The organism is Tatumella saanichensis (genome assembly GCF_000439375.1).
Classification (GTDB): Bacteria; Pseudomonadota; Gammaproteobacteria; order Enterobacterales; family Enterobacteriaceae; genus Tatumella; species Tatumella saanichensis.
Map to the genome: position 1 here is coordinate 1 of NZ_ATMI01000003.1, position 24,067 is coordinate 24,067.

Sequence of the window (24,067 nt, forward strand, 5' to 3'; positions counted from 1 at the left end):
ATCGGTTTTATCGGCATCCTAATCTGCTCAAACCCGGTCCGGGGCAGATTAAGGTGCTTCATCCGGAACAGGTCTGGGTGCAGATATTACTTATCTGCAACTGCGCACCGGAACAGCTAATCTGAGTCTTGTCACCGATGCCTGCTCAAGAAAGATCGTGGGTTTTTATGTTGGTGAAAATCTGCAGACAGAAAATGTGATCAGGGCTTACAGACAGGTATTAAGGAAAAGGAAAACCAAAGAGCCACTCATACATCACTCTGACAGAGGAATACAATACTGTTCAACACGTTATCAGTCTCTGCATCAGAGAAATGGTATTACCTGTTCCATGACTGACGGTTATGACTGCTATCAAAATGCACTGGCAGAGCGAATAAACGGGATATTGGAAAACGAATTTTTGCTAAGTCGTCCGGCAGACCTTGCGCAAGCACGGATCATGGTAGAAGGATCTGTGGCGATCTATAACCATGAGAGGCCACATCAATCCCTAAAATACAAAACGCCCGATGAAGTTCATCAGGCGTTTTACAGACAGAAAGCTGTCAATCTATACCAGGACTAGTCACGGTACCGCAGTGGGACGCACTTAGCGCAGTATCTGGCGTATCGACTGATACCGGTGTTCTTTGAAAGGACGTTCGGTTTCTATCAGCGGCAGCCAATGGAGGAGCAATTTCATGCAGTAGGGGAGATCACTACAGCTACCCCGCGCGGTGCCCGATCCTTAAAGAAACTCTCCAGACTCTGATAGATAAATGTCACCGGTAGCAGTAGGGCCTTCCGCAGGCAGCGTTCCGTCTCCTATTCCCGCAGTGGTTGATTACTGAAGGGATCACTCACTGCCGTTCCTGATAACCACTGCTTTGCATGACACCTGCGATCAATATCAGAGCGATAGCTGTGGTTACTGTGCAGCTAAGCGCTGCAACAGACACGGGATAACCTCTGCCGTTACCCATTAGGGCCATGCCATTGAGGCAACATATGCCGTAGAGGAAAGAAGAAACAGATACGCTGATGTAACGCTGTCTCTTCAAGAGAATAGCGCTGGCCGGGTAAGGCATAAAAACGTAGCTGAACTAAGCGGCTTAAGGAGGCCGTTTAGGCAGTGGCTTTATCGGCGTTGAAGGCGTCAGCATCCCTTGGCGCAAAGGCTCAGTCACGGGCAGTTAAAGGATATTCGGCAATCAGTAAGCGCAAAATAAGATAGCGGTGGCGTTGAGGACGGGATAATTCAGGCATCACTACAGGCTGCTGGCGCCTCGTTATCTTCGCAGAAAGGATTATCAGTTCAGCGTAGTTAAAGATAACCGGTCGGCAGGGGCCTTTGCTTAGTGATTGAAGCGGAGTCATATTTCAGGGCCGGAAGCCCTGTGAAAAGAGCCGGACCGCGCGAGGGTCCGGCACTGTCTGCATTAGCGCTTCAGCGCTTCACTTAATTCATCACGCATTGAGGCTAGGATAGCACGGACCACACGCGGGTTACCGGCGACTAGGTTACCGGACTGTAGGTAGCCATGACCACCGGTGAAGTCGGTGACCAGTCCGCCAGCTTCACGTACCAGCAATTCACCTGCGGCGAAATCCCACGGTTTCAGGCCGATTTCAAAATAACCATCAGTACGGCCAGCGGCAACATAGGCCAGATCCAGGGCTGCAGAACCCGTGCGACGGAAATCGGCACACTGAGTAAACAGTTTACTGACAATGTTGATAAACGGCACAGAGTGCTGTTTCGCTTTGAACGGGAAACCGGTCGCCAGGATAGTCCCATCCAGATCACGGGAGTTGCTGCCACGCAGGCGGTAACCGTTTAACTGTGCTCCCTGACCACGGGCGGCGGTAAACAGTTCGTTACGCATCGGATCGTAAACGACAGCCACTTCGGTACGGCCTTTGACGCGAACAGCTATGGAGACAGAGAAGTGTGGGAAACGTTTGATAAAGTTGGCAGTACCATCCAGGGGATCAATAACCCATTGCACATCCTTATCTTCGCCAGCCAGTTCACCACTTTCTTCGGTGATGATGGAGTGCTGAGGGTAAGACTTACGAATGATTTCAATAATCAGGCGTTCTGCTTCGCGATCGACATTGGTCACGAAGTCGTTGCTGCCTTTCTGACTGGTTTCGACCGAATCAGGCGTTTCGTAGTGTTTGGCAATTAAATTACCGGCCTTACGCGCAGCGCGCACGGCGATGTTCAGCATCGGATGCATCAGTTATTCCCACTGGATGTTAAAGAACGAAAAAACGGCAGGAAGTATAGCAGTCAGTTCAGACAATGTCTCTTTTTATGTTAATATCACTCTATCATTTTTACAGCGGCTTCTAATCTATGTTGCAGAATATTCGTATCGTGCTGGTAGAGACTTCACATACCGGGAATATGGGCTCCGTCGCCCGTGCCATGAAAACCATGGGCCTGTCGAACCTCTATTTGGTTAATCCCCTGATCACCCCTGATTCACAGGCGATCTCCCTGGCCGCGGGAGCCAGTGATCTTATCGGTAATGCGTCTATTGTCGGTTCTTTGGATGAAGCCATCGCCGGTTGCAGTCTGGTGGTCGGCACCAGTGCCCGTTCACGTTCTCTGCCGTGGCCGATGCTCGATGCCCGCGAATGCGGCGTTAAAAGTGTCGAAGAAGGGCAGCAGGCCCCGGTTGCGCTAGTGTTTGGTCGTGAGCGTGTAGGCCTGACCAATGAAGAGCTGCAGAAGTGTCATTACCATGTCGCTATTCCGGCGAACCCGGAATACAGCTCGTTAAACCTGGCGATGGCAGTACAGCTGATAGCTTATGAAGTGCGTATGGCGTGGTTACAGGCGCAGGCTGCCGAGAAACCGGCAACGGTTTACGAGGAATCACCGTATCCGCTGGTGGATGATCTGGAACGTTTCTATACCCATCTGGAAACCCTGATGCTGGACAGTGGCTTCATCCGCAAAGACCAACCTGGGCAGGTGATGAGTAAACTGCGCCGTCTGTTTACCCGTGCCCGTCCGGAGCGCGATGAGCTGAACATTCTACGCGGCATGCTGGCCTCTTTTGGGAAAAAGCCCCGCGACCCGCAGTGACGGCAAAGGGAATACTTGAGTCATTTACGTGGTTAAATAGTTGACCAAATCACTCAAGAATGTCAGACTGAATGCATGAACTTTATTAACACTCCGATAACCGGACTCTGATCGAGGTCATGCATTTATGAGACTGACATCCAAAGGGCGCTATGCTGTCACTGCTATGTTAGATGTGGCGCTTCATTCTAATGAAGGCCCTGTTCCTCTGGCTGACATTTCTGAGCGGCAGGGTATCTCCCTTTCTTACCTTGAGCAGCTGTTTTCCCGACTGCGTAAAAATGGCCTGGTCTCCAGTGTCCGTGGGCCAGGCGGTGGTTATCTGCTGGGTAAACAACCTAGTGATATTGCTGTCGGCACCGTAATCAGTGCGGTGGATGAGTCTGTAGATGCCACCCGTTGCCAGGGCAAAGAAGGTTGTCAAGGCGGTGATCGCTGCCTGACACACGTACTGTGGCGCGATTTAAGCGACCGCATCAGCGATTTTCTGAACAATATCACCCTCGGTGAGCTGGTACATAACCAGGATATCCTCGAGGTGGCAGACCGCCAGAACAACGATAATAGGCGTTTCCGCGATAACCGTATTTCGGACGCTATAGATGTCAAACTGCGAGCTTGCAGTTAATGATTCTATGTCCTGGTGGTGCAGCCTTCCGCCCGGTCATAATTTTTGCATTGAAGTGATGTACGGAGCTTAAGAGCAATGAAATTACCGATTTATCTTGATTACTCTGCGACGACCCCGGCAGATCCGCGCGTTGCGGAGAAAATGATGCAGTATCTGACCCTGGACGGGGTGTTTGGTAACCCGGCTTCCCGTTCTCACCGTTTTGGCTGGCAGTCTGAAGAGGCGGTAGATATCGCCCGTAATCAGATCGCTGATCTGGTCGGTGCAGATCCACGCGAAATCGTGTTCACCTCCGGTGCTACCGAGGCGGATAACTTGGCTATCAAAGGCGCAGCACAGTTTTATCAGAAAAAAGGTAAGCACATCATTACCTGTAAAACTGAGCACAAAGCGGTACTGGATACTTGCCGTCAGTTAGAGCGTGAAGGCTTTGAAGTCACTTATCTGACGCCACAGACCAACGGTATCGTTGATCTGGCGGACTTGGAAGCGGCGATGCGTGACGACACCATTGTGGTTTCTATCATGCACGTTAACAACGAAATCGGTGTGGTACAGGATATCGCGGCCATCGGTGAAATGTGTCGTGCCCGTGGCATCATCTTCCACGTCGACGCTACCCAGAGCGTCGGTAAACTGCCAATCGACCTCAGTAGCCTGAAAGTGGACTTAATGTCTTTCTCTGCCCACAAATTGTATGGGCCGAAAGGGATTGGTGCGCTGTATGTGCGTCGTAAACCCCGTATCCGTCTGGAAGCGCAGATGCACGGTGGTGGCCATGAGCGTGGTATGCGTTCTGGTACCCTGGCAGTGCACCAGATCGTCGGTATGGGTGAAGCTTACCGTATTGCTAAAGAAGAGATGGACAGCGAGATGGCGCGTCTACGCGTCCTGCGTGACCGTCTGTGGAATGGCGTAAAAGATCTGGAAGAAGTGTACCTGAATGGTGATTTAGAGCACGGTGCGCCTAACATTCTCAATGTCAGCTTCAACTACGTTGAGGGCGAATCTCTGATCATGGCGTTAAAAGACTTGGCAGTCTCTTCAGGTTCAGCCTGTACCTCTGCGAGTCTTGAGCCTTCTTACGTCCTGCGTGCGCTGGGAATGAACGACGAACTGGCCCATAGTTCTATCCGTTTCTCCTTAGGTCGCTTCACCACTGAAGAAGAAGTCGACTACGCCATTGACCTGGTGCGCAAATCTATCGGTCGTCTGCGTGACCTGTCTCCACTGTGGGAAATGTTCAAAGCAGGCGTGGATTTAAACAGCATTGAGTGGGCGCATCACTAATAGTCTTCAGGAGATACAGAAAATGGCTTACAGCGAAAAAGTTATCGATCATTATGAAAATCCACGTAACGTGGGCTCATTTGACAACGCAGACGTGAACATCGGCAGCGGCATGGTGGGTGCACCGGCCTGTGGCGACGTGATGAAGCTGCAGATCAAGGTCAGCGACAACGGTATTATCGAAGATGCCCGTTTCAAAACCTACGGCTGTGGTTCCGCTATCGCCTCTAGCTCCCTGATCACCGAATGGGTGAAAGGGAAGTCACTGGACGAAGCGCAGAGCATCTCTAACATGCAGATTGCGGAGGAGCTTGAACTGCCTCCGGTAAAAATTCACTGCTCTATTCTGGCAGAAGATGCGATCAAAGCCGCAATTGCTGACTACAAGAGTAAGAAAACCGATAAGTAAGCGAGGGGGTTTGAAATGGCTATTTCCCTGAGCGATTCAGCCGCAGCCCGAGTTAACGCTTTCTTAGTTAACCGTGGCTCTGGTTACGGTTTACGGTTAGGCGTCAGAACCTCAGGTTGCTCGGGCATGGCGTACGTGCTCGAATTTGTGGACGAACCACAACCTGAAGATACGGTATTCGAGGAGAAGGGTGTCAGAGTTGTTGTTGATGGCAAAAGCCTTGTCTATCTCGATGGTACGGAACTGGATTTTGTAAAAGAAGGCCTGAATGAAGGCTTTAAATTCAACAATCCTAATGTCAAAGATGAATGCGGTTGTGGCGAAAGTTTCAACGTATAATCTCTGTATCATGCTCTGAGCCGATGCCCCAGCCTGCTGGGGCGTTTTTTTTATTCACTTTCCTGCTCTGGACCGGCTATGAACTATTTTACTCTGTTTAATTTACCTGAATCCTATGAGCTTGATACGGCGGCACTGGCTGACACTTTCCAGGCACTACAACGCCAGTATCATCCTGATCGCTTCGCTACGGCACCTGAAACCGAACGGTTGAAGGCACTGCAACATGCGGCCACCATTAATCAGGGCTATCAGGCGCTGCGTAAGCCGTTATCTCGGGCTGAATATCTGCTGTCACTGCACGGGTTTGATATCAATAACGAACAACATACCCTGCGTGATACCGCGTTCCTGATGGAACAGCTTGAGTTACGTGAAGCGCTGGTATCGATTGAACAGCAAAAAAACAGCGATGCCCTAGTGCCGTTTTTCCGCCAGTTGGACGAGATGGAACAACAGCGTAGCCAACTGATGCGTCAGCAGTTCAACGATCAACACTGGCCGGAAGCGGCGGATACCGTGCGTAAGTTACGATTTCTCGCTAAACTGCGGGTCGAAGCAGAGAATTTAGAAGAGAAACTGCTGGATTATTAAACGGGAAGCTCGTTATGGCGTTATTACAAATCAGTGAACCGGGGTTAAGTGCCGCACCGCACCAGCGTAAACTGGCGGCCGGTATTGACCTTGGAACGACTCACTCTCTGGTGGCCACCGTACGCAGTGGTCTGGCAGAAACGCTGCCCGATGACCAGGGACGTCACTTACTCCCTTCAGTGGTGCATTATCAGGCTAGCCAGTCACGTATCGGCTGGGATGCCCGTGAACAAGCGGCTGCTGATCCCCGTCATACCTTTAGTTCGGTCAAACGTCTGATTGGCCGCTCGCTGGCCGATATTCAGCAACGTTATCCGCATCTGCCTTACCAGTTCAGCGCCAGTGAAAACGGCCTACCGATGATGGAAACCCCCGCAGGACAGGTCAACCCGATCCGTGTCTCCGGCGACATTCTGTCTGAGTTGGCACAGCGTGCCCGGGCATCACTGGGCGGTGAACTGGACGGGGTGGTGATCACCGTCCCGGCCTATTTTGATGATGCACAGCGTCAGGGGACCAAAGATGCCGCCCGTCTCGCGGGATTGCATGTTCTGCGTCTACTGAATGAACCGACAGCTGCGGCGGTAGCCTATGGCCTGGACACCGGTCAAGAAGGGGTAATTGCCGTTTACGATCTGGGCGGCGGCACCTTTGATATCTCGATCCTGCGTCTTAGTCGAGGCGTCTTTGAAGTGCTGGCGACCGGCGGTGATTCCGCTCTGGGTGGTGATGATTTCGATCAGTTGCTGGCGGACTGGATCTGTCAGCAGTCAGGGCTGAGTGTGCAACAGGATCTTGCTTTACAACGTCAGGTGCTGGATGCGGCGACCGCGGCGAAAATTGCCCTCAGTGGCCACCCGACGACCACTATTAACGTCGGGGGTTGGCAAGGAGAGATCAGCCGTGAACAGTTTACGGATCTGATTACGCCGTTACTGAAGAAAACCCTCGTCGCCTGTCGTCGTACTTTGAAAGATGCTGGTGTTAGCGCGGATGAAGTATTGGAAGTGGTCATGGTCGGCGGCTCGACCCGTACTCCGGCGGTGCGCGACAGTGTTGGCGAATTCTTTGACCGTCAGCCACTGACCTCCATTGACCCGGATCGGGTCGTGGCATTGGGTGCCGCGATCCAGGCAGATATTCTGGTGGGTAATAAACCGGATAGCGAAATGCTGCTGCTGGATGTGATCCCGCTGTCACTGGGTCTAGAAACCATGGGGGGCCTGACCGAGAAAGTGATCCCACGCAACACCACGATTCCTGTGGCCCGCGCTCAGGAATTCACCACCTTTAAAGATGGTCAGACCGCGATGAGTATCCATGTGGTGCAGGGCGAGCGTGAACTGGTCAGCGACTGCCGTTCACTGGCGCGGTTCGCCCTGCGCGGCTTGCCGGCGATGCCTGCTGGCGGCGCGCATATCCGAGTCACCTTCCAGGTGGATGCGGATGGCCTATTGAGTGTCACGGCGATGGAAAAATCCACCGGTGTGGAAGCTTCTATTCAGGTGAAGCCGTCTTATGGCCTGACTGAAAATGAGATCGCGACCATGATCACCGATTCGATGACCCATGCGCGGGATGATGTTGAAGCTCGCCAGTTGGCAGAGAAAAAAGTGGATGGTCTGCGAGTTCTGGAAAGCCTGGACGGGGCATTACAGGAAGATAGCGCGCTGCTCTCCGAGCAAGAATTGCAAGAAATCCGTGGGGCACAGCAGGCGCTGCGTGACTCGCTGGAAAATAACGATGAGGCACAGATTGCTGCCGGAATTAAACATTTGGATCATGTGACTCAAGAGTTCGCTGCACGCCGTATGGATAACTCTATCCGTCGCGCGTTGACCGGACACTCTGTGGATGAGGTTTAAGAATGCCTAAGATTGTAATTTTACCCCATAAAGACCTGCTGCCGGACGGCGGCGTCTACGATGCCACCCCAGGCGAAACTATCCTGGACGTCGCCCTGCGCAACGGTATTGATGTTGAGCATGCCTGTGAGAAATCCTGCGCTTGCACTACCTGTCACTGTGTGGTCCGTGAAGGGTTTGACTCTCTGGCGGAGAGCAGCGAAGATGAAGATGACATGCTGGACAAAGCCTGGGGGCTAGAGCCTGACAGCCGCCTGAGCTGCCAAGCACGTGTCACCGACGAAGATCTGGTGGTTGAGTTCCCACGTTACACTGTCAACCACGCACGCGAACATTGATGAACCCTGCGGGCTGGAATTTTTCCGGCCCGTTTTGTTTTAAGGAGCCACTATGTCATTGAAATGGACCGACAGCCGGGCGATTGGTGAAGCGCTCTATGATGAGTATCCTGATACTGATCCGAAAACTGTACGTTTTACTGACCTGCATCGTTGGATTTGTGAGCTGGACGGCTTTGACGATAATCCCGACGCCTCTAACGAAAAGATCCTTGAAGCCATTTTGCTAGTCTGGCTGGACGAGTACCAATAATTAAGGAGTGATGCCATGACCTCATCAGTAATGCCAATCCGCCTCAGCCAGCAGGCTGCCGATGCCCGCTGGGGGGAAAATGCCCTGATTTCCAGCGACCCGCAGGGGATCACCCTGCATCTTACCGGTAATGATCCCTTGGCGCAGATCCAACGTGCTGGCCGTAAAATTGATGGTCAGGGGATCCGCCAAGTGTCTCTGGCCGGTGATGACTGGGATCTAGAGCGCTGCTGGGCCTTCTGGCAGGGCTACCGCGCCCCGAAAGGCCAGCGTGATGTAGAGTGGCCGTCACTGAGTGATGCGGATCAACAAGAGCTGACCCGTCGCCTGAAAGTGGTCGACTGGGTCCGTAATGTGATCAACCTGCCGGCGGAAGATCTGGCCCCTGAAGATCTGGCCAGCGCCGCCATCGATCTGCTCAGTGACCTGGGTGGTGATGCGATCAGCTACCGCATTACTAAAGGGGAAGATTTGCGCGAGCAAGGTTATATGGGGCTGCACACCGTGGGCCGTGGCTCAACCCGTCCGCCAGTGTTACTGACCCTCGATTACAACCCAAGCGGCGACGAAGCGACGCCGGTGGACACTTGCCTAGTGGGTAAAGGGATCACCTTTGATACCGGCGGTTACAGCCTGAAGGGCAGTACCTTTATGGAGTCGATGAAGTCGGACATGGGCGGGGCGGCAACGCTGACTGGCGCACTGGGGTTGGCGATCAGTCGTGGTCTGAACAAGCGTGTTAAACTGATCCTCTGCTGCGCCGACAATATGGTCAGCGGCGGGGCACTGCGTCTTGGTGACATCATCCGTTACCGCAATGGCAAAAGTGTCGAAGTCATGAATACCGATGCCGAAGGGCGTCTGGTGCTGGCGGATGGCCTGATTGATGCCAGTCAGCTTAAACCCCGTCTGCTGATCGATGCTGCCACCCTGACCGGTGCCGCGAAAGTGGCTCTGGGTAATGACTACCATGCGCTGTTCAGTTTTGATGATGCGCTGGCGGGCCGGTTACTGGAGAGTGCTGGCAACGAAGGCGAGCTGTTTTGGCGTCTGCCGCTGGCAGAGTTTCACCGTCAGCATCTCCCTTCTGGTTTCGCCGACCTGAACAACATTGCCAGCCCAGCGCATACCGCCGGTGCCAGCAGTGCGGCGGCCTTCCTCTCTTACTTTGTCGAAGAGTATCAGCAGGGATGGCTGCACATTGACTGTTCCGCCACCTATCGTAAAGGGGCGGTTGAACAATGGTCAGCCGGTGCAACCGGTCTGGGTGTGCGTACCGTCGCGAACCTGTTACTGAAATAATCAGTCAGGTTCTTTTCAGGGCAGGCGAGAGCCTGCCCGATTTCTGTGGGTAGATCTTCCTATGCAACACTCCCTCGATGTGCTGTTACGTCAGGCGGCTGCCGAACCCGCCAGCCGACCGGCTTTTTTTCGGCAATTGTTAACCGCCACTGTCTGGGTAGTTGCCCATGATGATGGTGGCCAGCCCCGCTTTGATGCCGATTTCCGTTATGACCTAGAAGGCTACGCGATACTGCCTTTCTTCAGCAGTGAAACGGCGTTGGAGCAGGTATTGGGGGCGGCACAGCCGCGCAGCACCTTGAACGTCAGCCAACTGTTCCGCTTGGTTGACGGACAGACGCTGTGCCTTAATCCCGGGTTGAGTGAAGGTAAGGTGTTTACGGCGACGGAAATCAGGGAATTGCTGAACAGTGAAGGCAGTGTACTGGCGGGGATGGAGTCTGCAGCCGATACCGGTTCCCTGCTGTTGTCAGCGGTGGAGCAGCCGGATCCGCAGTTATTGGCTTCGCTCTCGGCATTGTTCCGGCAGGAAAAAACCGTCAAACGGGCCTTTCTGGCTTACTGTCGAGAGGCGGCTGACAGTGAAGGCAACTTACTGATTGGTATCGAAGCCGGTGAGGGGATTGAGCAGGTGATCCAGGCTGCTGGACAGGTGGCACTGGATACCTTACCGCAGGATACGCTGATTGATATTTGTGAAGTCAGGGGGCAGGAGGACGGTGTCAGTCACTTTTTCTCTGCTCACATCTCACCGTTTTATCAGCGTCCCCACGGCAGTTTCTTACGTGGCGTTGCATTGCCCCCCTCAGCGAACTGAACGCGCACGGGGCTTTACCCCGTGCATCTCAGCGTACTCCGGGCAGATCGTCGCGGCTTCCCCATTCTCCCCAAGAACCGTCGTATAAGCTAGCCTGTGGATAGCCAAGTTGCTCCAGCGCGGCCAGCAGTACTACTGCCGTCACCCCGGATCCACAACTGACAATAATCGGTTGCTTAAAATCGACGCCAGCCTGCTGAAAGGCCTGCTTCAGCTCATCATTCTCCAACAATTGGCCGTCGCGGACTAAGGTATTCCACGGCACGTTAAGGCTGCCGGGAATATGACCACGATATAAGCCTGGGCGCGGTTCGTCCACTTCAGCATTAAAGCGTGCCGCCGAACGGGCATCAATAATCTGTGCGCCCCCTTCATGGCTGATCAGCAGCACATCGTTCAATGAACGGATCTGATCCGGCTGCGGGACTGACTCGAACTCTGACTGGGCAACACTGACTTCGCCTTGCTCGAGAGGGTAACCTGCTGCCTTCCAACCGGCTAATCCCCCGGCGAGGATCGAGACTTGGTTGACCCCAAAATGGCGCAGCATCCACCAAGCCCGTGGCGCGGAGAACAGGCTGCCGTCGTCGTAGACCACCAGATGCTTATCATCACAGATGCCCAGTTCACGCATTGCTACCGCAAAGGCTTCAGGACGCGGCAACATGTGCGGGGCGGGATGGCTGTGATCGGACAGGGCTTCAATATCGAAAAAAGGGGCGTTCGGCAGATGCTCGGCCAGATATTCTGCGGTAATGTTACGGGTCAGTTCCTGGCCCGGGGGCAGCATACGCGCATCGATAACCTGTACATCTTCATCCTGGCGGTGTTCAGCCAGCCAGTCGCGGGTGACAAATAGTCCCTGGTTCATAGCCTCTCCTGTGGATGGTTAACTGTTATGAGTGTCGGTGATTTTCGCGGTGACCTCAAGACACGAACAGAAAAAGCTGCCGTTGTGCACGGCTCTGGCAACAAATTCCCCGCTCAGAGAGGGGATAGTGTTGGACTGTGGCGTTTTTTTTCAAAAAAAATGTGATTACCCGTAGGCAATGGCTGCATAGCCCCCTATAATTTGCGCCGTTTCTTCACCGGATAAATGATTTTACTCGCTTATCATTCTCGTCGTGACGACGAGAGACGGTGACATACTTTGGAAGTTCAGACTGAGGTCAAAATGACAATCGAACGTACTTTTTCTATCATCAAGCCAAATGCAGTTGCCAAAAACGTGATTGGTGCTATCTACAACCGTTTTGAAAGCGCTGGCTTCAAAATCGTTGGTGCTAAAATGCTGCACCTGACTAAAGAGCAGGCTGAAGGCTTCTACGCAGAACACAAAGGTCGTCCTTTCTTCGACGGTCTGGTTGAGTTCATGACTTCTGGTCCGGTTGTTGTTTCTGTTCTGGAAGGCGAAAATGCTATCCAGCGTCACCGTGACCTGATGGGGGCAACTAACCCTGACAACGCTCTGGCCGGTACTTTACGTGCCGATTACGCTGACAGCTTCACCGAAAACGCGACCCACGGTTCTGACTCTGCTGAGTCTGCAGCACGTGAAATCGCGTACTTCTTCGGCGAAGGTGAAGTCTGCGCGCGTACCCGTTAATCTGGCGGTGCGGGAGGTGACTGTTAACATACAGTGACAAATGCGCCTGTAAAAGGCCCAGCCAGCGTGGCATCCCGCAACAGATGATGTACAATAAGCACCCCTGCAGAGTTTCTGCGGGGGTGTTCCTTTTTTCACTCTTCATAACCGAGCCATAACGTGTAACAACGAGGCCAGAGATAACTATGTCCGAACCTGCAGCGACTCCTGTGTCCGATACTCCTGTAACCGTGACCCCGAAAACCTCCAAAATTAACCTGCTGGATTTAAACCGTCAGCAGATGCGTGAATTTTTCCGTGAAATGGGTGAAAAGCCGTTTCGTGCCGATCAGGTGATGAAATGGATGTACCATTACTGCTGCGATGATTTCGAGCAGATGACGGATATCAACAAAGTCCTGCGTCAAAAACTGGCCCAGGTCGCAGAAATCCGTGCCCCAGAAGTTGCCGAAGAGATGCGTTCCTCCGACGGCACTATCAAATGGGCGATCCGCGTCGCCGATCAACTGGTAGAAACTGTTTATATCCCAGAAGATGACCGTGCCACCCTGTGCGTATCCTCACAGGTCGGCTGTGCCCTGGAGTGTAAGTTCTGCTCCACGGCGCAACAGGGCTTTAACCGCAACCTACGGGTCTCAGAGATTATTGGCCAAGTGTGGCGTGCCGCTAAAATTATCGGTGCGGCTAAAGTGACCGGTCAACGTCCGATTACCAACGTCGTGATGATGGGTATGGGTGAACCACTGCTCAACCTGACTAACGTGGTACCCGCCATGGAAATCATGCTTGATGATTTCGGCTTCGGGCTGTCAAAACGCCGCGTCACCTTATCTACCTCCGGTGTGGTCCCGGCGCTGGATAAGCTGGGGGATATGATCGATGTAGCACTGGCCATCTCGCTGCATGCTCCGAACGATACGCTGCGTGATGACATTGTACCGATTAACAAAAAGTACAATATCGAGGCGTTCCTACAGTCGGTAAAACGCTACATGACCAAATCCAATGCCAATCAGGGCCGCGTCACCGTGGAATACGTGATGCTGGATCATGTCAATGACAGCACCGATGATGCCCATCAGTTGGCTGAAGTCCTGAAAGATACGCCGTGCAAGATCAACCTGATCCCGTGGAATCCCTTCCCGGGCGCCCCTTATGGGCGTAGTTCTAACAGCCGTGTCGACCGTTTCTCCAAGGTGCTGATGGATTACGGTTTTACCACTATCGTGCGTAAAACCCGTGGCGATGATATCGATGCTGCCTGTGGTCAGTTAGCCGGTGATGTCATTGACCGTACCAAACGTACGATGCGCAAAAAAATGGCCGGTGAAGAAATCTCTGTGAAGGCGGTCTAAGCTTTAACCGTGACGGCTTTTGCCGATCCCCGAGACTGTGTGAGGCTGTTGAGAAACACTGAGCACAGGAGCACAGCATGGCGGGGAAAGGGGAAAGCATTGTTTTACTGATTGTGTTGCTGGGGTCAGGCTGTCAGTCGGTTGTACCGGTCGCGGGCGGGGAAACCCGCCTCACCCTCGGCCTTGAGTATCTGGCGATGGGGGAATACCGAGCCGCAGAGCGTAACCTATTACGAGCGAAGCGGGCGCTGCCGGGGGATTATCGACCGGTGTTGGCCTTGGCTCGGCTTAATCAGACTGAGGGCCATGTCAGTCGCGCCATTGTCTGGTACACTCAGGCAGAAGAGATGGCTCCGGAAAATGGTTATGTGCTTAATAATTACGGTGCGTTTCTTTGTGCTTTAGGGCAGTATGATGAAGCTCGGCGGCGTTTCACCTTGGCTGGGCAATCCCTTGAGCCGGGCGGACTGACAGATACCGAGCCGTTCTCAGCGACCTGCTTTCCGCATGAATGACCACGGGTCACTGTGACGGCAAGCTGAGTCGCGATGGTTAACAAAGGCTGTTTTGCTGCTGAAACCTAATAGGCTGATGCGGTTGCCGGCGACGTCTGACTTGGCAACTGTTGCGATGGCAGAACGTTTTTGGTTAAAGATCTTTTACGCCGCGCGACACTATTCTCCCCGGGACACCCGGCGTTACGGAGAGGTTCGCGTGGATCAATCCACTTTCGATACAGCACCAGCGTTATTTAGCGAATGAATACTGAAGCCAACCAAGAAAAAACCGCAGCTCATTCCACCGGCGAACGCCTGCGTCTGGCCCGTGAAGCCAGAGGATTGAGTCAGCAAAATGTTGCAGAGCGTCTTTGTCTGAAACTGTCCACGGTGCGCGATATCGAGGAGGACAAAACCCCTACCGATCTGGCCGCCACCTTCCTGCGCGGTTATATCCGCTCCTATGCGCGACTGGTGCAGGTGCCTGAAAGTGACATTTTACCGATGTTATCCGAGCAAGCCCCGGTACGTGCCGCCAAAATTACGCCGATGCATAATATCTCTCTCGGTGGCAGTCGCCGTCGTAAAAAACGAGATGGTATGCTGATGACCTTTACCCTGCTGGTGATCCTGGTAGTGGTCGGTCTGACGGTGGCCTGGTGGTGGCAAAACCATAAAGCCTCGCAGGCTGATCTGAATGCCATGACCAATACCTCTGCGAGCGGCAATACCAGTGGCCAGTCAATTCCATTGACCGGCAGCAGTGATGATTCCTCTACCAATGGTACGTCGGTCCCGTTGGATACGGACAACAGTGCGCCGACTACCAGTGACTCACCGGCAGCGACCGCCAACAGCGGTGCTGATAATGCGCCGACGGCAGACAGCAACAACAGTGCAACGACTGCTACCGGCACTGACGACAACCAGACGCCAGCGGCGAGCAGTGCGGTTGTCTCACCCTCTCAGGTGACCACACCGACTTCCGCCCCTGTGCCGACTCCGGCTCCGACCAGCACCACGGACACCTCCTCACCAGCACAACCGGCAGCAGCGGTAACGCCAACCAGCGGTGATGCACTCGTGATGAACTTCCACGGTGATTGCTGGTTACAGGTCACCGATGCTAGCGGTAAAAAACTGTTCAGCGGACTGCAACATAATGGCGGTACTCTGAACCTGACCGGAAAAACCCCTTATCGTGTCCGGATTGGCGCACCTCGTTCTGTCTCTGTACAGTTTCGTGGTCAGCCCGTTGATTTAAGTCGTTTTGTTCGTACTAACCAGGTCGCCCGCTTGACGATCGGTGCCTAGTAAGACACCGTCTCAGGGACTTGTGGAGAGAAACTATGCATAACCAGGCTCCAATAAACCGCCGTAAATCCACTCGGATTTATGTGGGGAAGGTGCCAGTCGGCGACGGAGCGCCTATTGCCGTTCAGTCAATGACCAATACCCGTACTACCGATGTTGAAGCAACTGTTAATCAGATAAAAGCGCTGGAACGTGTTGGTGCTGATATCGTCCGTGTGTCGGTACCGACCATGGATGCGGCAGAAGCGTTCCGCTTGATTAAACAGCAGGTGAATGTGCCGTTGGTGGCCGATATTCACTTTGACTACCGTATTGCCTTGAAAGTGGCAGAATACGGCGTCGACTGTTTGCGTATTAACCCCGGCAATATCGGTAATAATGACCGTATCCGTCAGGTGGTTGATTGCGCACGTGATCACAATATCCCGATCCGTATCGGCGTTAATGCCGGATCTCTAGAGAAAGATCTTCAGGAAAAATATGGTGAGCCAACTCCGCAGGCGCTGCTGGAATCGGCAATGCGTCATGTTGACCATCTGGACCGACTCAACTTTGATCAGTTTAAAGTCAGTGTCAAAGCCTCGGATGTTTTCTTAGCGGTTGAATCTTACCGGCTATTGGCGAAACAAATTGATCAACCCCTCCACCTCGGTATCACCGAAGCGGGTGGCGCCCGAGCGGGGTCCGTGAAATCGGCCATCGGTTTGGGGCTGCTGTTGTCTGAAGGGATCGGTGATACGCTGCGTATTTCCTTAGCAGCGGACCCGGTTGAAGAGATCAAAGTGGGCTTTGATATCCTGAAGTCACTGCGTATCCGCACTCGCGGGATTAACTTTATTGCTTGTCCGACCTGCTCCCGCCAAGAGTTTGATGTTATTGGTACGGTTAACGCCCTAGAGCAGCGACTGGAAGACATTATCACCCCAATGGATGTCTCTATTATCGGCTGTGTGGTCAACGGTCCGGGTGAAGCGACAGTTTCCACCCTCGGGGTCACCGGCGGCAATAAGAAGAGCGGCTTTTATGAAGACGGTATACGCCAGCGTGATCGACTGGATAATCACGATATGATTGATCAGCTTGAAGCCCGTATCCGAGCCAAAGCCTCTATGCTCAACGAAAATCAGCGTATTGATGTGCGTGAGGTTGAAAAGTAACGGTAAATGTATTCCTGACAGAGTGCATTTGTTTGATAATTGGGCCTGTGCGGTATTCATCCTATAAGGTATGATGCCGGACAGGTTTTTTGTTTTAAGAGATTTTGACGTGGCAAAGAATATCCAGGCGATTCGCGGAATGAACGATTATCTGCCAGCAGATACCGCACTGTGGCAACGCATTGAGCAGGTTCTGAAGCAGGTTCTGGCAGGGTACGGATTTAGTGAAATCCGTCTGCCGATTGTGGAACAAACTCCTCTTTTTAAACGCGCCATCGGTGAAGTGACCGATGTGGTTGAAAAAGAGATGTACACCTTTGATGATCGTAACGGCGATAGCCTGACTTTGCGCCCAGAAGGGACCGCGGGCTGCGTGCGTGCCGGTATTGAACATGGTCTGCTGTATAATCAGGAACAGCGTCTGTGGTATATCGGTCCGATGTTCCGCTATGAGCGTCCACAGAAAGGCCGTTATCGTCAGTTTCATCAGATCGGTGCAGAAGTGTTTGGTCTGACCGGGCCGGATATCGACGCGGAACTGATTATGATGACCGCTCGCTGGTGGAAAGCGCTGGGTATTGCTGACCACGTTAGTCTAGAACTGAACTCTATCGGTTCGCTGGATGCCCGTGCTGAGTACCGTGAGGCTCTAGTGGCGTTCTTAGAGCAGCATAAAGCGTCGCTGGATGAAGACTGTCAGCGCCGGATGTACAGCAACCCACTGCGGGTGCTGGACAGCAAAAAACCGGATATTCAGACCTTACTTAACGATGCGCCACAGCTAGGCGACTACTTGGATCAGGATTCTCGCGATCACTTCGACGGCCTGTGTGCACTGCTTGACCAAGTCGGCATCCAGTATACGGTCAACCAGCGTCTGGTGCGTGGCCTCGATTACTATAATCGTACCGTGTTTGAGTGGGTCACCACCAGTCTTGGTTCCCAGGGTACAGTCTGTGCCGGTGGGCGCTATGACGGGCTGGTAGAACAGTTGGGCGGTCGCGGTACACCGGCGGTCGGTTTTGCTATGGGTCTTGAGCGCCTGGTTCTTTTAGTTCAAGCGGTTAATCCGGAATTTGAACCGAACCGTAAAGCGGATGTCTATGTTATCTCTTCCGGCAGTGGTGTTCAGGCAGCGGCGATGAAATTGGCAGAAGAAGTGCGTGACGCAGCGCCGCAGATCCGACTGATGACCAACTTCGGTGGTGGCAACTTTAAGAAGCAGTTTGCCCGCGCCGATAAATGCGGTGCTCGCCTGGCTCTGGTGCTGGGTGAAGATGAAGTCAACAACGGTCAGGTAGTGATTAAAAACCTGAGCACCGGCGAGCAGCAGACGATTCGTCGTGAGGATGTTTCTGATGCTTTGCTGGGTGCGCTACAGTAAGCCCAGGGCAAGTATTACGCGTTAACAGGAGTCTATGACGTGGAAGTTTACAGCACTGAACAAGAGCAGACGACTGCTCTCAGAAATTTCTTTACCCACAATGGTAAAGCGCTGGCCGCAGGCCTGGTGATTGGTGTCGTCGCTATCGCAGGCTGGCGTTTTTGGGTCAGCCATCAGCAGAGCAATGGGTTGGAACTGTCAGCCCGCTATCAGCAGTTGAGCGAGGCAATAGATGCCAATAAACCTGCGACACTGGATGCCATGTCTGCATTTGTTAATGATACCCATAGCTCCTATGGCGCGCTGGCCGCGATGGATCTGGCAAAAGTCTACGCAGATGCCGGTCAGCTGGATAAAGCGTCTCAGCAACTGGCTCAAGGCATCAAAGATAGCGAAGATGCTAACCTGCAGGCAGTATTACGTCTTCGTCTGGCTCGCGTGCAGTTACAGCAGAACCAGGCCGACAACGCCCTGCAGACCTTAGACACGGTCAAAGGCGATGGCTGGACCGCACTGGTTGCTGATGTTCGCGGTGATGCGCTGCTCAGCAAAGGTGACAAACAGGGGGCCCGTGCCGCCTGGAGTAAAGGCATTGATTCTGATGCATCCCCTGCACTGAAGCAGATGATGCAGATGAAATTGAATAATTTAAGCTAAGCCAGTCAAAGAGAGAGCGCATGGAATTACGTAAATACCTGCTGCCGGGACTTGTTTCGGCCACTTTACTCAGCGGTTGTTCGCTATTCAGTGGCGAAGAAGACGCCGTTAAAATGGCCCCGTTGCCGAAAGTTGATAACCAGTTTACGCCAACCCAGGTATGGGAAAAATCGGTAGGTGATGGCGTCGGTGATTTTTACTCAAACCTGCACCCGGCGTGGCAGGGTGATACCGTTTATGCGGCCGATCGCTACGGGATTGTTGAAGCGCTGGATGCGGCCACCGGGAAACAGAAATGGAAAGTCGATCTCTCCACCCGTACTGGCTTCTTCTCCTCGAACATTCCAGCACTGCTGTCCGGTGGGATCACCGTGGAAGGGGATATGCTGTATATCGGCAGCGAGCACGGCAAAGTGTTTGCTCTGAATAGCAAAGATGGCTCTATTGCTTGGCAGACTCAAGTTGCCGGTGAAGCACTCTCTCACCCGGTGGTCAGTGATGGCTTGGTACTGATCCATACCAGTAATGGTATGTTCCAAGCACTTGACCAAACAACCGGTGCCAGCAAATGGGAAGTAAACCTGGATGTTCCGGCACTTTCTCTTCGCGGTGAATCTGCGCCAGCAGTGGCCTTTGGCGGCGCGATTGTTGGTGGCGATAACGGAACCGTTAGCGCGGTGATTATGAACCAGGGGCAGATGATTTGGCAGCAGCGTATTTCGCAGCCAAGCGGTGCCACGGAAATTGATCGCCTAAGTGATGTGGATACCTCGCCAGTGATCGTCAACGGTGTCGTCTATGCGTTGGCCTATAACGGTGATCTCTCTGCCCTTGATCTGCGCTCTGGCCAGATCATGTGGAAACGGGAAATCGGCGGCGTGAAAAATCTGATTGTCGATAACGGCCACATCTATGTGGTTGACCAGAATGATCGTGTAGTCGCTCTTAATACCGACGGTGGTGTTGAACTCTGGCGTCAGAGCGGGTTATTACACCGTAACCTGACCTCTCCGGTGCTTTACAACGGTTACCTGGTGATGGGGGATGGTGAAGGCTACCTGCACTGGATCAATACCGATGATGGCCGTTTTGTCGCTCAGCAGAAGGTGGATACCTCTGGGTTCCAGACGCAGCCAGTGGTTGCCGGTGATAAGCTGGTGATCCAGGCGAAAGGCGGTGAAGTTTACGCGTTTACTCGCTAATCACCTTTTGAAATAGCGAGACTTCGGTCGCGCAAAAGGCGGCCTCTGTGATGCAGAGGCCGTTTCGTTTTTCTCCGGCCGGCAGATTTTCTCGGGAATAGCCTGAACTCTGTATCAGGAATCGTTATAATCTCCTGATTCGGTCGTAAATTTTTAGTCATGAGGCTTTATTATGGTACCTGTGGTCGCGCTGGTTGGACGTCCCAACGTAGGAAAATCCACACTTTTTAACCGCTTAACACGCACACGCGATGCGCTGGTGGCGGATTTCCCTGGTCTGACACGTGATCGTAAATACGGGCGCGCAGAAGTTGAAGGCAGGGAGTACATCGTTATTGATACCGGGGGTATCGACGGCACCGAAGAAGGGGTCGAAACCCGTATGGCGACTCAGTCACTGATGGCTATCGAAGAGGCCGATGTGGTGCTGTTTATGGTCGATGCCCGCGCGGGTGTTATGCCTGCAGATGAGCAAATTGCTCGTCACCTGCGTTCCCGTGAAAAACCGACCTTCCTGGTGGCCAACAAAACCGACGGTATGGACCCGGATAATGCGGTGATTGATTTCTATTCATTGGGGATGGGAGAAATCCACCCGATCGCCGCCTCTCATGGCCGTGGTGTGACCCAGTTGCTGGAAACGGTACTTCTGCCGTGGATGGAAGAAGACGTCAGCGAGCCGTTAACCGAAGAACAAGAGAACGAAGCGTACTGGGCAGCTGTTGAAGCCGAAGAGCAGGATCTGATCCCAGAAGACGAAGAGGATGATTTTGACCCGACCACATTGCCGATCAAACTGGCGATTGTCGGCCGTCCAAATGTTGGGAAATCAACCCTGACCAACCGTATCCTCGGTGAAGATCGCGTGGTGGTCTACGACATGCCAGGTACTACCCGTGACAGCGTGTATATTCCGATGGAGCGTGATGAGCGTGAATACGTGCTGATCGATACCGCTGGGGTACGTAAGCGCGGTAAAGTGCATGATGCGGTCGAAAAATTCTCGGTGATCAAAACCCTGCAGGCTATCGAAGATGCCAACGTGGTGTTGTTGGTGATCGATGCCCGTGAAGGGATTTCTGATCAAGACCTTTCACTGCTGGGCTTTATCCTGAATAGTGGTCGTTCGCTGGTGATTGTGGTCAACAAATGGGACGGTCTGTCTCAGGAAATCAAAGAAGAAGTGAAAGAAGCCCTGGATTACCGTTTAGGCTTTATCGACTTTGCCCGTGTCCACTTTATCTCTGCACTGCATGGCAGTGGTGTCGGTAACCTGTTTGAATCCATTACAGAAGCCTATGACAGCTCTACCCGTCGAGTGAACACGTCACTGCTGACGCGTATCATGAAAATGGCGGAAGAAGATCACCAGCCACCGTTGGTGCGTGGTCGCCGTGTAAAATTGAAATACGCCCATGCCGGGGGTTATAACCCGCCAATCGTGGTGATCCACGGTAACCAGGTGAAAGATCTGCCTGATTCCTACAAACGTTACCTGATGAACTACTTCCGTCGTTCATTGAACGTGATGGGGACGCCGATCCGCATTCAGTTTAAAGAGGGTGAGAACCCGTATGCAGGTAAACGTAACCTGCTGACCCCGACACAGCAGCGTAAACGTCAGCGTCTGATGTCGCACCTGAAGAAAAACAAGCGTTAAGAGTAAAAGAGAGCTGATTTAGCTCTCTTTTTTAATTTGGCTGAATGGAAAAAATCCGTTTTGACGCCACGACGGGGTTACCGTTTCGGCCAAGCCCTTTGTTCTGGGTGCATTTTGAAGCCGAGTAGCATAAGCAGTCCTACTGAGCTCACTGTATAGATTGTACCCTAAGAAGTGAAAACGGAGGGGGCAGTGGAATGTTTTATCGCAGTCAGGGATTATGTTGTTCATTACAGGTTCTCTTCAGTGCTGGAAGAGTGAAATAAGCAGTGCCATTTCTGAAATATCACAGAGGTGAGCGCCAACGGGAAATCATAAAATATGCTGGATAAAGGATCACTGCTCAGATTATTCAGTTTTAAACGCTGGGCTGACACTGAAACACTTAACGTTGTACAAAAAATTGATGCCACCGTCAGTCCTCAGCAGCATCATCAAATGCTGCGCTTAATGAACCATATTTATGTGGTTGATATGATCTTCCGCGCCAACCTGACCGGACAAGATCACGGTTATACTGCGCTGAATACGCCGGAAACGCCCTCAGCGGAAACGTTGAAAGCTGCTCTACGCGACTGCGCCGACTGGTATCAGGGCTTTATCCGCGACTTGCCTGTGGACAGTGGGGAGCAGGTCATTAGCTTCCGTTTTGTTGATGGGGGGGACGGGCAGATGAGACTGATAGATATGCTGAACCATGTGCTTTTTCATGGGGCTTATCATCGCGGAGTCGTCGGATGGCTGATCTCCGGCTGCGGAGAAACCGCGCCGAAAGATGTACTCACCGTCTTTCTGCGTGACCATCAGGGCACAGAGTAAAGCCGTCACTGAGACCGCGACCGGGCGTGGAACTATTCTCCGGGGCGGCCAGGGGATCTCGGTTTACGTTTTACTGTCTTTTGCTTAGTGACGGTGGTGATTTCACTCTCCACCCAGCCATCGCTGAGTCGAGTGCGCAGGGTTTCACCAGGGGTCACCTGGCTGGTCTGCTTAATCACCTCTCCGCTGCTGGCGGTGGTGACACTGAAGCCGCGTGCCAACGTGCCCAATGGGCTGGCACTTTCCAGCCGTACCGCCAGGGTACCGAACTGGCGACGGGTGTCATTCAGGTGCTTTTCCATCGCCTGCTGTAGACGATAGCGGCTGTCACTGAGGCGGCTGGCGCCCTGATAAATCAGTGACTGGGGCTGCTGACGCTGTAAACGGCGGTGTAGCTGTTCGATACTGACAGAGGCGCCTTGCAGGTGCTGCTGCATTGCCGACTGGAGTCGACGCTGCTGCTGTATCAGCAACGTCTGCTGACGAGCCAGTCGTAACTGTGGATGTTGTTGATTCAGGCGATGCTGCAGCTCAGTAAACTGCCTCTGACGGCGTGCCAGATAGTAATCCATCGCCATTTCCATCTGCTGCTGCTGTGACAATAACTGACGCAGTAATTCAGCTTGATTACGGCTCACCAATTCCGCCGCCGCGGAAGGGGTTGGCGCACGCAAGTCGGCGACAAAATCACAGATGGTAATATCGGTTTCATGACCCACTGCACTGACCACCGGAATACGGCTGGCGTAGACCGCGCGGGCCACCCGCTCATCATTAAAGCACCACAGGTCTTCCAACGAACCACCGCCACGGCCAACGATCAGCACATCACACTCTTGGCGCTGGTTGGCTAACTGAATGGCCCGGACAATGGCGGGTGCCGCTTCATTACCCTGCACCGCTGTTGGATAAATCACTACCGGCAGTGAAGGGTCACGGCGGTTTAATACCTGCAGAATATCATGCAGCGCCGCGCCGCTGGCTGAGGTCACCACTCCCACCTGACAGGCAGGAGAGGGCAGTGGTTGTTTATGCTGGGCGGCAAACAGCCCTTCTGCTTCAAGACGGGTTTTCAGTTCAAGAAACTGCTGCTGCAACAGGCCTTCACCGGCTGGCTGCATACTTTCGATGATCAGCTGATAATCGCCGCGGGGCTCATAGAGTGCCACGCTAGCACGCACTAGTACCTGCTGGCCGTTTTCCGGACGGAAGCTGACCCGCTGGTTATTGCCGCGAAACATGGCACTGCGCACCTGGGCATTGTCATCTTTCAGGGTAAAGTACCAGTGGCCGGAAGCAGGGCGGGTAAAGTTCGAGATTTCAGCGGTCAGCCAGATGCGTCCCATCTCATGTTCCAGCAAACGGCGGACCGTTGCGTTCAGCCGGCTGACTGAGAAAATTTTAGTGTTTTCGTCATGCAACATGTGATGGAGATCAAATAGTAAATCAGCGGGTTAATTAATCGATACTACATTGCCTGAACAGAGGATCAAGAG

General features: G+C 53.1%; 24 protein-coding genes and 1 pseudogene. 22 read left to right on the forward strand and 3 right to left on the reverse strand.

Annotation, left to right across the window (positions count from 1 at the left end):
• Positions 1 to 568, forward strand: a pseudogene (locus DW47_RS16170) (IS3 family transposase); the annotation flags it as partial.
• An 853-nt stretch (positions 569 to 1,421) separates the two neighbouring features.
• Here the strand turns inward: DW47_RS16170 and suhB are convergent.
• Entirely contained in the window at positions 1,422 to 2,225 is an 804-nt protein-coding gene (gene suhB, locus DW47_RS0102015) for an inositol-1-monophosphatase (RefSeq protein WP_029684656.1), read from the reverse strand.
• A gap of 119 nt (positions 2,226 to 2,344) precedes the next feature.
• On the opposite strand from suhB, the gene trmJ reads away from it, so the two are divergent.
• From trmJ to DW47_RS0102070, 11 genes are all read left to right on the forward strand, one after another.
• On the forward strand, positions 2,345 to 3,082 hold the full coding sequence (gene trmJ, locus DW47_RS0102020) for a tRNA (cytosine(32)/uridine(32)-2'-O)-methyltransferase TrmJ (RefSeq protein ID WP_029684657.1): 738 nt from the start codon (positions 2,345 to 2,347) through the stop codon (positions 3,080 to 3,082).
• Between the two features lie 127 nt (positions 3,083 to 3,209).
• Positions 3,210 to 3,710: a Fe-S cluster assembly transcriptional regulator IscR gene (iscR, locus tag DW47_RS0102025; RefSeq protein WP_029684658.1), complete on the forward strand. Its 501-nt coding sequence runs from the start codon at positions 3,210 to 3,212 to the stop codon at positions 3,708 to 3,710.
• Between the two features lie 78 nt (positions 3,711 to 3,788).
• Positions 3,789 to 5,003 (forward strand): IscS subfamily cysteine desulfurase, encoded by a 1,215-nt coding sequence (locus tag DW47_RS0102030; protein WP_029684659.1) that lies wholly within the window; start codon positions 3,789 to 3,791, stop codon positions 5,001 to 5,003.
• Between the two features lie 22 nt (positions 5,004 to 5,025).
• Entirely contained in the window at positions 5,026 to 5,412 is a 387-nt protein-coding gene (gene iscU, locus DW47_RS0102035) for a Fe-S cluster assembly scaffold IscU (protein ID WP_029684660.1), read from the forward strand.
• 15 nt (positions 5,413 to 5,427) lie between these two features.
• Positions 5,428 to 5,751, forward strand: a complete 324-nt coding sequence (gene iscA, locus DW47_RS16775) for an iron-sulfur cluster assembly protein IscA (RefSeq protein WP_029684661.1) — start codon at positions 5,428 to 5,430, stop codon at positions 5,749 to 5,751.
• 78 nt (positions 5,752 to 5,829) lie between these two features.
• Complete coding sequence (gene hscB, locus DW47_RS0102045) at positions 5,830 to 6,345, forward strand: co-chaperone HscB (RefSeq protein ID WP_029684662.1); 516 nt, start codon at positions 5,830 to 5,832, stop codon at positions 6,343 to 6,345.
• 14 nt (positions 6,346 to 6,359) lie between these two features.
• Positions 6,360 to 8,210: a Fe-S protein assembly chaperone HscA gene (gene hscA, locus DW47_RS0102050; RefSeq protein ID WP_029684663.1), complete on the forward strand. Its 1,851-nt coding sequence runs from the start codon at positions 6,360 to 6,362 to the stop codon at positions 8,208 to 8,210.
• A gap of 2 nt (positions 8,211 to 8,212) precedes the next feature.
• Complete coding sequence (fdx, locus tag DW47_RS0102055; protein ID WP_029684664.1) at positions 8,213 to 8,548, forward strand: ISC system 2Fe-2S type ferredoxin; 336 nt, start codon at positions 8,213 to 8,215, stop codon at positions 8,546 to 8,548.
• A 52-nt stretch (positions 8,549 to 8,600) separates the two neighbouring features.
• Positions 8,601 to 8,801, forward strand: coding sequence for a Fe-S cluster assembly protein IscX (gene iscX, locus DW47_RS0102060; protein ID WP_029684665.1), 201 nt, complete (start codon positions 8,601 to 8,603; stop codon positions 8,799 to 8,801).
• A 30-nt stretch (positions 8,802 to 8,831) separates the two neighbouring features.
• Positions 8,832 to 10,103 (forward strand): aminopeptidase PepB, encoded by a 1,272-nt coding sequence (gene pepB, locus DW47_RS0102065; RefSeq protein WP_420911392.1) that lies wholly within the window; start codon positions 8,832 to 8,834, stop codon positions 10,101 to 10,103.
• 61 nt (positions 10,104 to 10,164) lie between these two features.
• The gene (locus DW47_RS0102070; RefSeq protein WP_029684667.1) at positions 10,165 to 10,920 is read left to right on the forward strand and encodes an enhanced serine sensitivity protein SseB C-terminal domain-containing protein; all 756 of its coding nucleotides are present in this window, start codon (positions 10,165 to 10,167) and stop codon (positions 10,918 to 10,920) included.
• A 28-nt stretch (positions 10,921 to 10,948) separates the two neighbouring features.
• Here the strand turns inward: DW47_RS0102070 and sseA are convergent, their stop codons facing one another.
• Positions 10,949 to 11,791, reverse strand: coding sequence for a 3-mercaptopyruvate sulfurtransferase (gene sseA, locus DW47_RS0102075; protein WP_029684668.1), 843 nt, complete (start codon positions 11,789 to 11,791; stop codon positions 10,949 to 10,951).
• Positions 11,792 to 12,094: 303 nt separating this feature from the next.
• Here sseA and ndk point away from each other — a divergent pair, with 303 nt between their 5' ends.
• From ndk to DW47_RS0102125, 10 genes are all read left to right on the forward strand, one after another.
• The gene (ndk, locus tag DW47_RS0102080; protein ID WP_029684669.1) at positions 12,095 to 12,526 is read left to right on the forward strand and encodes a nucleoside-diphosphate kinase; all 432 of its coding nucleotides are present in this window, start codon (positions 12,095 to 12,097) and stop codon (positions 12,524 to 12,526) included.
• Positions 12,527 to 12,711: 185 nt separating this feature from the next.
• Positions 12,712 to 13,881 carry a dual-specificity RNA methyltransferase RlmN gene (rlmN, locus tag DW47_RS0102085; protein ID WP_029684670.1) on the forward strand — a complete coding sequence of 390 codons (1,170 nt, stop codon included), beginning with the start codon at positions 12,712 to 12,714 and terminating at the stop codon, positions 13,879 to 13,881.
• A gap of 77 nt (positions 13,882 to 13,958) precedes the next feature.
• Entirely contained in the window at positions 13,959 to 14,396 is a 438-nt protein-coding gene (locus tag DW47_RS0102090; protein WP_051150800.1) for a tetratricopeptide repeat protein, read from the forward strand.
• Positions 14,397 to 14,639: 243 nt separating this feature from the next.
• Positions 14,640 to 15,692 (forward strand): cytoskeleton protein RodZ, encoded by a 1,053-nt coding sequence (gene rodZ, locus DW47_RS0102095; protein WP_029684675.1) that lies wholly within the window; start codon positions 14,640 to 14,642, stop codon positions 15,690 to 15,692.
• A 35-nt stretch (positions 15,693 to 15,727) separates the two neighbouring features.
• Entirely contained in the window at positions 15,728 to 16,849 is a 1,122-nt protein-coding gene (gene ispG, locus DW47_RS0102100) for a flavodoxin-dependent (E)-4-hydroxy-3-methylbut-2-enyl-diphosphate synthase (RefSeq protein WP_029684676.1), read from the forward strand.
• A 109-nt stretch (positions 16,850 to 16,958) separates the two neighbouring features.
• Positions 16,959 to 18,233 carry a histidine--tRNA ligase gene (gene hisS / locus DW47_RS0102105; protein ID WP_029684677.1) on the forward strand — a complete coding sequence of 425 codons (1,275 nt, stop codon included), beginning with the start codon at positions 16,959 to 16,961 and terminating at the stop codon, positions 18,231 to 18,233.
• Between the two features lie 39 nt (positions 18,234 to 18,272).
• Complete coding sequence (locus tag DW47_RS0102110) at positions 18,273 to 18,890, forward strand: YfgM family protein (RefSeq protein ID WP_029684678.1); 618 nt, start codon at positions 18,273 to 18,275, stop codon at positions 18,888 to 18,890.
• Between the two features lie 20 nt (positions 18,891 to 18,910).
• Positions 18,911 to 20,092: an outer membrane protein assembly factor BamB gene (gene bamB / locus DW47_RS0102115; protein WP_029684679.1), complete on the forward strand. Its 1,182-nt coding sequence runs from the start codon at positions 18,911 to 18,913 to the stop codon at positions 20,090 to 20,092.
• A gap of 172 nt (positions 20,093 to 20,264) precedes the next feature.
• On the forward strand, positions 20,265 to 21,752 hold the full coding sequence (gene der / locus DW47_RS0102120; RefSeq protein ID WP_029684681.1) for a ribosome biogenesis GTPase Der: 1,488 nt from the start codon (positions 20,265 to 20,267) through the stop codon (positions 21,750 to 21,752).
• A 324-nt stretch (positions 21,753 to 22,076) separates the two neighbouring features.
• A complete protein-coding gene (locus DW47_RS0102125; RefSeq protein WP_029684682.1) occupies positions 22,077 to 22,571 on the forward strand; it encodes a DinB family protein in 495 nt (164 codons plus the stop codon).
• 32 nt (positions 22,572 to 22,603) lie between these two features.
• Here DW47_RS0102125 and xseA read toward each other — a convergent pair whose 3' ends face one another.
• Positions 22,604 to 23,995 (reverse strand): exodeoxyribonuclease VII large subunit, encoded by a 1,392-nt coding sequence (xseA, locus tag DW47_RS0102130; protein ID WP_029684683.1) that lies wholly within the window; start codon positions 23,993 to 23,995, stop codon positions 22,604 to 22,606.
• Positions 23,996 to 24,067 lie beyond the last annotated feature (72 nt).

Coding starts and splice junctions, on each gene's coding strand:
- suhB (WP_029684656.1), bottom strand. CDS start 2,225: ATGCATCCGATGCTGAACATCGCCGTGCGCGCTGCGCGTAAGGCCGGT.
- trmJ (WP_029684657.1), top strand. CDS start 2,345: ATGTTGCAGAATATTCGTATCGTGCTGGTAGAGACTTCACATACCGGG.
- iscR (WP_029684658.1), top strand. CDS start 3,210: ATGAGACTGACATCCAAAGGGCGCTATGCTGTCACTGCTATGTTAGAT.
- DW47_RS0102030 (WP_029684659.1), top strand. CDS start 3,789: ATGAAATTACCGATTTATCTTGATTACTCTGCGACGACCCCGGCAGAT.
- iscU (WP_029684660.1), top strand. CDS start 5,026: ATGGCTTACAGCGAAAAAGTTATCGATCATTATGAAAATCCACGTAAC.
- iscA (WP_029684661.1), top strand. CDS start 5,428: ATGGCTATTTCCCTGAGCGATTCAGCCGCAGCCCGAGTTAACGCTTTC.
- hscB (WP_029684662.1), top strand. CDS start 5,830: ATGAACTATTTTACTCTGTTTAATTTACCTGAATCCTATGAGCTTGAT.
- hscA (WP_029684663.1), top strand. CDS start 6,360: ATGGCGTTATTACAAATCAGTGAACCGGGGTTAAGTGCCGCACCGCAC.
- fdx (WP_029684664.1), top strand. CDS start 8,213: ATGCCTAAGATTGTAATTTTACCCCATAAAGACCTGCTGCCGGACGGC.
- iscX (WP_029684665.1), top strand. CDS start 8,601: ATGTCATTGAAATGGACCGACAGCCGGGCGATTGGTGAAGCGCTCTAT.
- pepB (WP_420911392.1), top strand. CDS start 8,832: ATGCCAATCCGCCTCAGCCAGCAGGCTGCCGATGCCCGCTGGGGGGAA.
- DW47_RS0102070 (WP_029684667.1), top strand. CDS start 10,165: ATGCAACACTCCCTCGATGTGCTGTTACGTCAGGCGGCTGCCGAACCC.
- sseA (WP_029684668.1), bottom strand. CDS start 11,791: ATGAACCAGGGACTATTTGTCACCCGCGACTGGCTGGCTGAACACCGC.
- ndk (WP_029684669.1), top strand. CDS start 12,095: ATGACAATCGAACGTACTTTTTCTATCATCAAGCCAAATGCAGTTGCC.
- rlmN (WP_029684670.1), top strand. CDS start 12,712: ATGTCCGAACCTGCAGCGACTCCTGTGTCCGATACTCCTGTAACCGTG.
- DW47_RS0102090 (WP_051150800.1), top strand. CDS start 13,959: ATGGCGGGGAAAGGGGAAAGCATTGTTTTACTGATTGTGTTGCTGGGG.
- rodZ (WP_029684675.1), top strand. CDS start 14,640: ATGAATACTGAAGCCAACCAAGAAAAAACCGCAGCTCATTCCACCGGC.
- ispG (WP_029684676.1), top strand. CDS start 15,728: ATGCATAACCAGGCTCCAATAAACCGCCGTAAATCCACTCGGATTTAT.
- bamB (WP_029684679.1), top strand. CDS start 18,911: ATGGAATTACGTAAATACCTGCTGCCGGGACTTGTTTCGGCCACTTTA.
- der (WP_029684681.1), top strand. CDS start 20,265: ATGGTACCTGTGGTCGCGCTGGTTGGACGTCCCAACGTAGGAAAATCC.
- xseA (WP_029684683.1), bottom strand. CDS start 23,995: ATGTTGCATGACGAAAACACTAAAATTTTCTCAGTCAGCCGGCTGAAC.